At 43.3% G+C, this 12,217-nt stretch carries 10 protein-coding genes and 1 pseudogene; 2 read left to right on the forward strand and 9 right to left on the reverse strand.

Going from position 1 to position 12,217, the window contains the following annotated elements; genetic code table 11:
- The first annotated feature begins 83 nt into the window (after positions 1-83).
- Positions 84-902, forward strand: coding sequence for a hypothetical protein (locus tag EC604_RS00280; protein ID WP_123062243.1), 819 nt, complete (start codon positions 84-86; stop codon positions 900-902).
- A 325-nt stretch (positions 903-1,227) separates the two neighbouring features.
- Here the strand turns inward: EC604_RS00280 and EC604_RS00285 are convergent, their stop codons facing one another.
- Both EC604_RS00285 and EC604_RS30935 read right to left on the reverse strand, forming a co-directional pair.
- On the reverse strand, positions 1,228-2,190 hold the full coding sequence (locus EC604_RS00285) for a GGDEF domain-containing protein (RefSeq protein WP_123062244.1): 963 nt from the start codon (positions 2,188-2,190) through the stop codon (positions 1,228-1,230).
- Positions 2,191-2,458: 268 nt separating this feature from the next.
- Positions 2,459-2,573, reverse strand: a pseudogene (locus EC604_RS30935) (sporulation initiation factor Spo0A C-terminal domain-containing protein); the annotation flags it as partial.
- A gap of 186 nt (positions 2,574-2,759) precedes the next feature.
- On the opposite strand from EC604_RS30935, the gene EC604_RS00295 reads away from it, so the two are divergent.
- Positions 2,760-3,512, forward strand: coding sequence for a hypothetical protein (locus EC604_RS00295; RefSeq protein ID WP_123062245.1), 753 nt, complete (start codon positions 2,760-2,762; stop codon positions 3,510-3,512).
- Positions 3,513-3,925: 413 nt separating this feature from the next.
- Here EC604_RS00295 and spo0A read toward each other — a convergent pair whose 3' ends face one another.
- The 7 genes from spo0A to dxs all read right to left on the reverse strand — a co-directional run bounded on the left by spo0A (position 3,926) and on the right by dxs (position 12,041).
- A complete protein-coding gene (spo0A, locus tag EC604_RS00300) occupies positions 3,926-4,744 on the reverse strand; it encodes a sporulation transcription factor Spo0A (protein ID WP_123062246.1) in 819 nt (272 codons plus the stop codon).
- Positions 4,745-4,948: 204 nt separating this feature from the next.
- Positions 4,949-6,277, reverse strand: coding sequence for a SpoIVB peptidase (gene spoIVB / locus EC604_RS00305; protein WP_123062247.1), 1,329 nt, complete (start codon positions 6,275-6,277; stop codon positions 4,949-4,951).
- Positions 6,278-6,397: 120 nt separating this feature from the next.
- Positions 6,398-8,116: a DNA repair protein RecN gene (recN, locus tag EC604_RS00310; RefSeq protein ID WP_123062248.1), complete on the reverse strand. Its 1,719-nt coding sequence runs from the start codon at positions 8,114-8,116 to the stop codon at positions 6,398-6,400.
- A 23-nt stretch (positions 8,117-8,139) separates the two neighbouring features.
- Positions 8,140-8,589, reverse strand: a complete 450-nt coding sequence (gene ahrC, locus EC604_RS00315; protein ID WP_090922497.1) for a transcriptional regulator AhrC/ArgR — start codon at positions 8,587-8,589, stop codon at positions 8,140-8,142.
- 95 nt (positions 8,590-8,684) lie between these two features.
- Positions 8,685-9,170, reverse strand: coding sequence for a hypothetical protein (locus tag EC604_RS00320; protein WP_123062249.1), 486 nt, complete (start codon positions 9,168-9,170; stop codon positions 8,685-8,687).
- An 86-nt stretch (positions 9,171-9,256) separates the two neighbouring features.
- Positions 9,257-10,102 (reverse strand): TlyA family RNA methyltransferase, encoded by an 846-nt coding sequence (locus EC604_RS00325; protein WP_123062250.1) that lies wholly within the window; start codon positions 10,100-10,102, stop codon positions 9,257-9,259.
- A 31-nt stretch (positions 10,103-10,133) separates the two neighbouring features.
- Entirely contained in the window at positions 10,134-12,041 is a 1,908-nt protein-coding gene (gene dxs, locus EC604_RS00330) for a 1-deoxy-D-xylulose-5-phosphate synthase (protein ID WP_123062251.1), read from the reverse strand.
- Positions 12,042-12,217 lie beyond the last annotated feature (176 nt).

The following is a 12,217-nucleotide window of genomic DNA, read 5'->3' on the forward strand; positions in this document are numbered from 1 at the left end:
GCAGAAAGAACCTTTATTTCTCTCCCTTATCAACCGATATATGTATAAAAGACCATGACCATACTAAAGAGGGAGAAGGTAAAATGAATTCAATTTCACCTGCAACCAAAAATAGCTTCACACCACCAGCCAGCCCCACCTCAAATCGAGATAAAGAAATTCAAGGGTTGATGCAGCAGAAAGTAAAATTCAATGAACAAATCCAGGTTGTTAAATCCAATGATGAGCTCGATACCAAAACAAAGGCAGAACGCATAAAATCCTTAACGAGTTCCATTGCACAGATTGATAGCCGCATTGCCCAGATCAAAGCAGAAGAGATGGAAGAGAAAAACAAGTTACAACAGATGGATCAGACGAAGCAACAACAATCCAAGCCGGAAAAGCAACAACAGACGCCGTCAATGAGTCATCTTATCAAGCATAGTCAGACGTATGATCAGATGGGAAAGCTGATTGGTTTGCGGGACAAAATGCAAAGTTCTATTCATACTATTGAGGGGGAAACCCGGTTTGACCGGATTGTGCTGGAGAACGACACGCACAGCGATCTTGGCAAAACGCAGATGCTGGAAAACGCAGAACACACCGTTTTTCAGAAAAAAAGAGAAGTGGTGCAGGATCTAGAGTCCCACATAGGTAAAGCGAATCATAAGCTCGGTGAGTTGGCAGACGAAATTCATAAACCTGGACGTTACGATTCGGGACAGCTTCCCCGATCTGTAGGTTCGACCAAAGAAGAATCTCAAGAGATTGACCGAGGAAAATCGGCTGTTTCTAAGCCGAAAGGCAGTACAACCGATGAGGAAATATTAGAACAGGGACGCGTAAGCAGCTCTGTACCAAACAAAGCAAGTGAATCTGCTGCTTCGGCTTATTCTTCTGTGGACATTCGTATCTAAGGAAGGTGAATTATGGTTAGACCTAAACGGATGTAGACCTGTAAAGAAAATATACATATTGTGAGACGGTTTTAATATTACCTTTTATATCACCTAACGATCCTTCATTGCTTCACATCTTGTGATTCTTTTGATCGATCCATCTAATTAGACAACCGCTGTTTTTTGGGACGTATTCTCCAAATCTCGGCGTTTTTTTGTCATTCACCATTGACAGTGATTCAGGCTCATTTGATTTGCATGGATTTAAGCTTCAATTTCAATATGATTAATTCTCCTCTAAACCGTTAACATTAACTTATGTAGTATCTAAGTTTAGGCACAACTAGGCCCGCACAGCCTCCCCCTCCATGTCATTCGAACAAATGATGCTGCCATTGATGGATTTGCAGCTTTTTTTCACACGTGTAGCTTCATCAATAATTTGATTAATATTTTCATATCGTTGATATAGATTGGTTACAACAGCAATGGATACGGACACTAATGGAATAGGTCGATTCAAGCCCGAGCGGCCTTCACCCATCACATACTGATTGTTCCAGTCCTGTTCGTTGTAGAAATTTTTCTTCAACTCTTCAAACTGGGAAATGACTTCTTCACAGATCCGCTTATACTGATGGTGGTTCAGGATTGCGATAAAATCATCCCCGCCGATATGTCCAAGAAAAGCCTCTGCTACCCCAAAATGCTCACGGAGTAAAGTAGCCGTTGCTTGGATAAGCTCGTCCCCCAATTTGAAACCATAACTATCGTTATACGATTTGAACTGATCCAGATCAATGTATAGAACACTGAACTGATCCTGTTTAAGCACCTGAACTAATCGATCATCTATGATTCGATTGCCGGGAAGCCCTGTTAACGGATTCATAAATATAGCCATTTCCGCTCGAACATCCGCAACCGCCAGCAATAATCGCCGAATACTCACTGCCCCATGGAATCGATCTCCAGATGTTACCAAAACTAGATCATACAGATCCGCTTCTTCACGCTTCATCGCCGCCACGCTGACATCTGTAATCTGTTCCGAATAATCTACGACCAGTGCGTTTACGTTCATAAGCAGCTTCACAGGACGCCCCATGTAGAGATTGTAACCATATTGTGAGCCGATCTGTTGAAAAAAACGTGTTCGCATCATCAATGAAATTCCTTTTTTCCCTTCAACCGCTACACCCTCCAGATTTGGATTCGATTTAAACAGTTGATATAAGGCATCACACTTGGTTTCTGGCAGTACGACTGGAATCGGTTCAGCAATTTCACCTATTTGAGTAAACACATAAATCAACCCCTCGCCATATCATCAACCATGTCACTTTTGATCTATCCGTGGTCACATCGTACCACTTTTTACCTAAAAAAGCGTTAACTTCAGGTAAATTTTTTCGAAAAACACCAATGCTTTGCTTAAATCTGTAAACTTTTTAGGTAATAAGTCACATTTACACTTTTTCGTGTTGTTCAAAATGTTAGTTTGTAATGTCTATTAAATCAAATATAGAAATACACTAAAAATTCGGATATTTATTGGGCTTTAGCAAAACATCCAGGTGGCTAATGCTGTCACTGATGCCCTCGAGTCCATGCCAGTTCAATGGCGTGACGGATCGCAAGTTCGATGTGAACTGCATCATTTTGAATTTTTTCGGCAATAGCTGGGTAGCAGTTTATACACTTCTATATAATTTAACGTTAGTCAATATATTATGTGGAAAAATCATTTTAATGAAACTTAATAGGTTGACTCTTTTTACTTCCAAAAGATTAATTATATTTACAAATATATGTTGAATATACCATTCCAATTGGATATTATTAGTACATAATATTAAAAGGGGGACTAAAAAATTGAAGAAGAAATTATCTCTGGTCCTCGCTTCTTCAGTCTTGGCTATATCTGCTACTTTTTACAGTCTAGCCAGTGCTTCCGAAAAAGAGTTGATCCCCGTAAATTCTGGTGAAATCTATGGCTATGTTTACCTAAATGGGGAACCAATTAAAGAAAACACCACTGTTTACGCTACAGAAAATAATCAGGAAGAACTTATTGAGAAATACGGACTTGAAAAGCCTTCCGAAAGCGCAAAGTTGGTTTCGATTCAAATAGTAAACAATGAATCTGATAACCCTCGAGATCTTGTAAAAGAGCAAGATGACTCTATTAGTCCACAGAACATTTGGGGTTTCAAACTTGTAAAAAGTCCAACCCAAAGTGTTGATGGTTGGACTGAAATTGCAAGAGGTAAACACTTTTGCAATAAACCGAAAACTCAGTCATGCAATGGTGTAGAAATTTCGATAGCTGCAAACGAAAGTGTATCAGTAGAGGTACAAACTTCTCTCAGCCTCGGAGTTAAAGAGTTTGTTGCGGCTGAGTTTGGTCGTAGCCTTAATGAACAAATTGGCGTATCCACATCCGTAATGGTTCCTATGAATGTCCCCGGAGGTAAAACAGGTATAGGAGTTGGCTATCCAATTTATAAATCAACGTATGGTCAAGTTTATCAAAAAGGGCTCTTCGGTGATACGCTTTTGGGTGGAGCAACATATCTTGAACCAAAGCCATCATCCATTGCTGTTACATCATGGATACAAGGATAAAAAGAAAAGAACATCTCATTGAATTCTGATTTTAATATCTCAATTCAAAACATTGTAAAACATTTATGTCTCGAACTGACGTCGTTAATCTTACGGTGTCAGTTTTATTTAATTTACGTTGAGAATTTTCTCTTTTTTTGAAATAAATATAAACTTGATTTGGCTTGACCTTCGCCAGATTTTGTAAATCATACGCCAAACAAAGGAAGCCGATGTCTTGCGGAAAAGATTTTTCGAACTGATACAAAGCATAAATTTGTCGATAAGAAATACCACTTGTTTATGTGAATGTAGAAATCCCATAAACAAGTGGTTTTTGTTGTATTATTTATCCGATATTATCGGCTTATTTTTTATAGCCGCAACTAAACGTAATAGTCCTTAATATCCTAAAAATCTTACAGCTTATCCTTTCAGCTAACCTTATGCTCAATTCTCAGCTTGTCAGCGACCATCGCGATGAATTCCGAGTTCGTCGGTTTCGACTTGCTGATGTTGATGGTGTAACCAAACAGGTGGCTGATGCTGTCGATGTTGCCGCGTGTCCATGCCACTTCAATCGCGTGACGGATGGCACGTTCGACGCGGGACGGCGTCGTTTTGAATTTTTCGGCAATCGCTGGGTACAATGTTTTGGTGATGGCACCCAAGATTTCGATATTGTTGTATACCATCGTGATGGCTTCACGCAAATACTGATATCCTTTAATATGCGCAGGAACTCCGATTTCATGTATGATTGACGTAATACTGGCATCTAGATTTTTGTGTTTGCCCATCGGTACAACATTAGATTTATTGATATACATGGAGGAAGAAGAAGAACCGCTGCTTGTAGACATTGTCGTTTGCGTCCCGACAAGCTGACGTACACGATTCGCCAGTACCTCCATGTCAAATGGCTTGAGAATGTAATAGGAAGCTCCGAGTTGCACAGCACGCTGTGTAATGTTTTCCTGGCCGAATGCAGTGAGCATAATTACTTTAGGCTGCGGAGACAGGTTCAAGCCGCGCAGACGCTCCAACACTCCGAGTCCATCCAGATGAGGCATGATAATATCCAGAATTAATACATCCGGTACATCCCGAGTTTGTTCCAGCAGTTGCAGTACTTCTTCACCGTTGTATGCAATACCGGTTACTTCCATATCTTCCTGTTCGGATATATATTCGGCGAGCAAATTTGTAAATTCACGGTTATCATCGGCCAGCAATACCTCAATTTTTTGCAAAACGGTATCCTCCTTTTATTTAAAACCTCGTATTTTACAATTTCGTACATTTCCTTACACGTTAAATTTTCGACACGCCAAGTGAAATTCCTTCTGTCGAAAATTATTTTTCTTTATTTTTTTTTCTTGATCCTTTATAATAAATATTTTATTTCAGCATACGATATAATATGTTTACTTTCGACAAAAAAACCTTAAAGCTGTTTAACCAGCCTTAAGGTTTTTCGCTTGATCTTTTTTCATCATCACACCAGCATCTTGGAGCATCCATTCAATGAAGCATCCATAACCTGATTTTGGATCATTCACAAAGACATGAGTCACTGCACCAATAAGCTTGCCATCTTGAACGATCGGGCTTCCACTCATTCCTTGTACGATGCCACCCGTTTTATCGATCAGTTTAGGGTCTGTAATACGCAAAACCAATCCTTTTGTCGCTGGCTCCGATTGATCGGCCACATGCACAATATCGATGCTGAATCGTTCAACCTGTTGCCCATCCACCACAGTCAAAATTTCAGCCGGCCCCTCCTTCACTTCATGTGAAAAAGCGACAGGAATTCCTTGTGAATACAAACTATGTTCCGGATTCTGAGACATTTTACCGAAGATACCAAAAGCCGTATTACGCTCAATGTTCCCTAAAATTTTGCTTTCTTTAAGAAAATGGGCTCGTTTTTCACCCGGATCGCCTGTTTCACTTTTGGAGATGGACGTTACATTAGACTGTACAATTTGTCCACTGCCTACAACGATAGAGGTTTGAGTATTCATGTCCGTAATGACATGACCCAATGCCCCATAAACACCTTGATCAGGTGCGTAGAAGGTAAGCGTACCTACACCAGCTGCCGAGTCTCGAATGTACAATCCAAGTCTCCAGGCTTTATCTTCTGCATCATACGCCGGGGTTAACTTGGTTTTAATGGTTTCATTGCCCCGTTTTAGCACAACATCAATACCTTGATTACGTTTACCAGCAAGTTCTACGGCCTCGGACACACCCGCTACACCATCCAGACGTTTGCCATCCATATGTGTAATCAGGTCACCTAATTTGATCCCTGCCGCTTCACCTGGTGATTTTTGTTCATCCGGATTAGAACGAACGAGATGATGCCCTACAACCAGGATACCTGCAGATTTAACTTTGACGCCAATCGTTTGACCCCCTGGAACAACACGCAGATCAGGAATTACGTTTACATTAACCGTTTTAACGGGAATTTTTCCCCATAACTTCAAGGTTAGTTTAGCACGTCCCGTCTGCTGAGGATGAAGATGTAAAGGTTCCTGACGAGTAACCTTGAGCGCAGACTGATGATCCAATCCCACGATATCAGGTCGATCTACGACAGCGCTTGAAGCGGCTGGTACTGCCAGCCTGACGTCTGCCTGCCTGCCTGCGAAGACCTGCACTTCATCAGGCAGAGAAGCATAACTCTGCATCGGCTGTACAACCTGGCTAAGTACACATAGAAAGAAGGCAAATAAAAGACCTAGCAATTTTTTCCTGAGGGGGGAATTCAATGGCTGTCACACTCCCTTTGCTTCTTTCGCTTGACGAAAGGTGGTCGCCAATTGCGTACCTATAAGATAACCCTGCCCCCAGGCTTTTATTACTGTCAATCATTACGCCAGCCGTCCGTTTCACCCTTTTTTGGCTTCCGCCAGATTCAGCATTTCTTGCGCATGATGCAATGTTTTTTCTGTAATTTCCACACCACCGAGCATACGCGCCAATTCCTTCACTCGGCCTTCCTCAGACAGCGATTCGACTTGAGTCATCGTACGCCCGTCGTAGACATGTTTCTCAATCAAATACTGATGATCCGCCATACAAGCTACTTGCGGCAAGTGTGTAATGGAGAATACCTGACACGTCGAAGACAGACGATGAAGCTTCTCTGCAATGGATTGTGCTGCCCGGCCGCTAACCCCTGTATCCACCTCGTCAAAAATCAATACCGGAATGCGGTCATGACGAGCAAATATGCTCTTCATCGCCAGCATGATTCTGGATAATTCTCCGCCCGAAGCAATTTTGCCTAGCGGCCGAAGAGGCTCACCTGGATTAGGAGAGATCAGAAATTCCGCATTGTCCGCACCTTGGCGACTGAACCTGATACGACGTCCATTCCATTCAATTCCCTTTGGATCTTCCGCAGGCACGATCTGAACACGCAGTGATGTTCGTTCCATCTGCAGATCCTTGAGCTCACTTTCTACCTGAGCAGCCAGTTCCTCCGCACATTGTTTGCGCACTTTGCTTAACTCTTCAGCCGATTCCATCACAAGCACAAGCAATTTGTCACGCTCCGTGCGAAGCTTTTCCAAGCGCTCATCTTTGTTCTCAAGCTGGTCGGTCTCATGACTGATCTGTTCATAATAATTCAAAATGAGTTCTACACTGTCTCCATATTTACGTCTTAGTCCAGAAATCAGATTTAATCGCTGTTCTACCTCTTCCAGTCTGCCAGGGTTAAATTCGATTCGTTCCCGATAATCACGCAGTTGAAAGGTGACGTCTTCCAATTGATAAAAAGCAGACTGCAGTTGCTCTACAATCGGCTGTAATCTTTTACTGTCATATCCAGAGATATCTTCAATTTGGGATAACGCGATGCTTATTGCTTCTAATCCGCGTTGTCCACTTAGTAATTCGTATGCACCAGAAACACTGTCCATCATTTTCTCGCTATGGGATAGTTTGACCCGTTCTTCGCCAAGTAATTCATCTTCTCCTCGGGTAAGACTGGCTGCAGCGATCTCTTCCAGTTGAAAACGGTACATATCAAGCAGTTGGTAAGCCCGCTGGCTTGACTCTTGTAGCGCTCGTAATTCCTTCTCCGCTGCAATAAATTTGCTGTATCGCTCCTGATATTTAGCTTTGACGGGGCCGATAATACCGGAGCCATACGTATCAAGCAGTCCGAGATGACTTTCTGCACGAAGCAGACTCTGATGCTCATGTTGACCGTGAATATTGATCAGCTTCTCGCCCACTTCGCGCAGCATTGTCAAATTCACAAGCTGTCCGTTAATCCGTGATGTACTTTTACCCTGCGTGTTCAATTCACGCCGAATCACCAGATGTTCCTCCGGCTCACAATGAATGCCCAGCTGCTCCAGCGTACTCCACACCGGGTGGCTTGGCTCCATCTCAAACAGCGCTTCCATCTCTGCTTTGTCACATCCGTACCGGATCAGATCTGCTGAACTTCGCCCCCCCGCGATCAAGCCCAGAGCATCGATGATAATGGATTTACCTGCACCGGTTTCCCCAGACAACACATGAAATCCCGGATGAAAGACCACATCGACTTCTTCCACCACGGCGAGATTGCGAATTGATAATGTAACTAACATCTGCAAAAACACCTCCGGCTGATTTAAGCAATATATCCCATGATGCGCTCAATGACAGTGACGCTATTGTCTTCTGTACGGCAAATAATAAGGATCGTATCATCTCCACAGATCGTGCCCATCACTTCAGTCCACTCAATGTTGTCAAGCAATGCTGCAATGGAGTTCGCTGTTCCCGGCAAACATTTCATCACCACAAGATTGTTGGTGTGATCAATGTGCAGGAAATTATCAACGAGAGCACGCTTGAGCTTTTGAATCGGATTATAGCGCTGATCGGTTGGGAGGGAATATTTATATCGTCCATCATCCATTGGAATTTTGATTAAAAGAAGCTCTTTAATATCCCGCGATACCGTTGCTTGTGTCACTTGAAAACCCGCTTGACGCAATGCTTCAACCAGATCATCCTGGGTCTCTATTTCATTTTGACTAATAATTTCACGAATCTTGATATGTCGTTGTCCTTTCATATATGCCTCCAATTAAAAATATATTGCAAAGATGCGGCCTTGACTTGACCTTTACCGCAATGCTGTATCATGCCATATTTAATGCTTATTATATATTAATCCATATCCTCTCCATCATACACGTCTTCTTGATAATCCATAAGCCTGATTACCATTATATCGGAATCCTCCAGATCTACATAAAGCAATCCTTCACATCCAGGGTACAATAATAAATAGGGAAGAAAGCGATCTCTTATGGCAGGTCCGCTTCGTTCAAGCGGCTGTCTGCGACGCGAAGTTTTGACCAAATACCTTGCATCCTCCCGTTCAGCAACATAATCAATAAACAACCTGCTGTATAATACGGAATTATCGGCTTCAAAGGCTAAAGGTACTTTCATTTTTCCACCGATCACGTCATATCCATGTGCCTCAAGTAAAGTCAGAGCAGGAGAATCTTGTATGTTTTCATTAAGTCTCAATCCGGCCAAGCTTACCGGAATCGGTCGATTCAGCCAGCTACGCAGTCCGAGAAACAACCATACGATTAAACAGACAGCAAACACACCAATAACGATTGTGTCATATTGACCATCCATTACCGCTCACCTCAAGTGATATATTCGAGATCGAACACCCGTTTTCCTTTGTCTCCGAATATCTTTCCAGCGAAAAGAAACTCATCCTATGATGAGTTTCCCGTAAAAGTATGAGCGGCTTCTTTGGCCACCTGCTCTGCAAGTGCATCAAGTGAAGCCTCGTCGTTCTCTGGTTGTGCGGCCTCTGGTGCTTCCAGACGCCAGTGTGCGAGAAATTCGATATTTCCCTCCCCGCCCGTAATTGGCGAGAAGGTCAGACCTCTCAGGTTTAATCCAAGTTGACTCGCAAATTGAAGCATGGTCTGCAATACATCCCTGTGTACCTTCGTGTCCCGGACAACACCAGATTTACCCACTTTATCTCGCCCGGCCTCAAACTGTGGTTTAATTAGAGCCACAATATCCGCAGGCCGCTGCAACAGAGCCAGCAGTGGTGGAAGTATAATTCGCAAAGAAATAAAGGATACGTCAATGCTTGCAAAGTTTGGCACAGGACCACTCAGATCCTCAGGTGTGACATAACGGAAATTGGTACGTTCCATTACAGTGACCCGTTCATCATTACGCAGTGACCAGTCCAGTTGATTATACCCCACATCAATGGCGTATACGTGGGATGCACCATGTTGAAGAGCACAATCCGTAAAACCACCCGTGGATGAACCAATATCCAACATAACAAGATCATTCATATTCAGGTTGAAATGACGAATCGCTTTTTCAAGCTTTAGTCCACCTCTGCCTACATAAGGATGCACTGAACCTTTTACCTTCAGCTGAGCATCCCTTGGAATTTTCATGCCTGCTTTTTCAATCGGTTCATTATTAGCATACACAAGTCCAGCCATAATCGCAGCCTTTGCCTTCTCACGGCTTTCGTAGTAGCCCTGTTCCACCAGCAGCACATCGATTCGTTCTTTCGGGAGTGACATGTCTTTCTCCTATCCGCTAATCATTCTAATGTTAGGAAGGGAAACGTGTTTTGGACATTCCGTATGAAGATTGCACGGCCATTTTGCGTAATTCGGCACTTACATTCTCCACCGTCAGACCAACTTCTTCACGTTGTTCCTTGATGCTGCCATGTTCGATAAATCGATCAGGGATGCCCATCAGATGTACATGAACATCATGTATACCTTGCTCAGCATAAAATTCCAATACCGCACTTCCCATGCTACCTGCCTGAGAGGTTTCTTCAAGCACTATTAGCTTTGTCCCCCGGACAGCCAAATCACGCAGCATCTGTTCGTCCAATGGTTTGAGGAAACGAGCATTGATAACTCCAGTATTTATCCCTTCCCTTTTCACCGTATCTGCAACTTCCTCAGCCAGCTGAACCATGGAACCCGAGGCGATTATCGCGTACCCTTCAGCTGGACGCAGCTGTTCCCAGGATCCGATTGGAATCGGAACTAACACGTCATCCAATGGTACGCCGACCACATTGTTACGCGGGTAACGATACGCAATCGGACCTTCATTATAATCCAGCGCCGTTTTCATCATATGGCGCAGTTCATTCTCATCTTTTGGCATCATAAGTACGATATTGGGAATGTGACGCATAAACGCAACATCGTATACTCCCTGATGGGTCTCACCGTCAGGTCCAACAAATCCAGCGCGGTCAATTGCAAATATAACATTTGCATTATGACGACAGATATCGTGAACAATCTGATCATATGCACGTTGCATGAACGTAGAGTACACCGCATAGACAGGTTTTAGCCCTTCCATCGCCAGTGCCGCACACATCGTAGCTGCATGCTGTTCCGCGATCCCCACATCAATCATGCGATCCGGAAACTCTTTGCTGAAAGGAATTAGACCTGAACCTGTTGGCATCGCAGGCGTAACCGCAACGATCCGTTTATCCTCTTTTGCAAGTTCAACCAGCGTTTGACCGAATACTTCGGTATACATCGGTTTTCCAACTGCTTTGAGCACTTGACCTGATTCAATTTTATATGGCGATATTCCGTGCCACTTATGCGAATCCGCCTCAGCAGGCTGATAACCCTTACCTTTGGTTGTAAGCACATGAACCATTACAGGACCATCCACATTGTCAGCCTGTTTGAAAGCCTCTATCAGTTGCGGAATGTCATGCCCGTCAATCGGGCCTAAATACGTGAAACCCAGTTCTTCAAAAAGAACACCAGGAACCATCATATATTTGACACTATCCTTAATCCAGCTCGCCGATTTTGCCAGACGATCACCAATGGCCGGAATTTTTTTGAGAATACCTTCCACATCATCTTTAGCTTTCAAGTAATGACGATCTGAACGAATTTTACTTAAGTATTTATGCATGGCTCCCACATTGGGTGCGATAGACATTTCATTATCATTTAGAATAACCATCAGCTTACGCTGTTCATGTCCGATATGGTTCAGAGCTTCAAACGCCATACCGCCTGTAAGCGCTCCGTCTCCAATGATGGCAATGACCTGATTATCCTCACCTTTCAGATCACGAGCCATAGCCATACCCATAGCAGCAGACAATGAAGTACTACTGTGGCCAGCTTCCCATACGTCATGTTCACTTTCGTTCCGTTTGACAAATCCGCATAATCCGTTCTGTTGGCGCAGCGTATCAAAGCGATCCATCCGGCCCGTCAAAACTTTATGCACATAAGCCTGGTGTCCTACGTCAAAAATCATTTTATCCGTCGGACTGTTGTAGCAGTAGTGCAGGGCCACGGTGAGCTCAACCACTCCTAAGTTCGGTGCAAGATGCCCACCTGTAGCAGACAGCTTCTCAATCAGAAACTGGCGGATCTCTGCCGACAACAGGACAAGATCATCCTGGGACATCACCTTTAGATCACTGGGTTGTTTAATTTGTGGAAGCAGCACGAGAATCTCCCCGCTTTCCTAGAATGTTGTTTGTTTATTAGATGTATATCATTTATTGAGTGTAATGGATTGAATAACATTGAATCATTATACCATAAACGAACAAGAATCATAATTTACAGCCACTTCAGCCGATCACGAATCGTTCGCTTACGATTCATATCCGAAGCTCTATA

It is taken from the genome of Paenibacillus amylolyticus (genome assembly GCF_003719335.1).
In the GTDB taxonomy this organism is placed as follows: Bacteria; Bacillota; Bacilli; order Paenibacillales; family Paenibacillaceae; genus Paenibacillus; species Paenibacillus amylolyticus_D.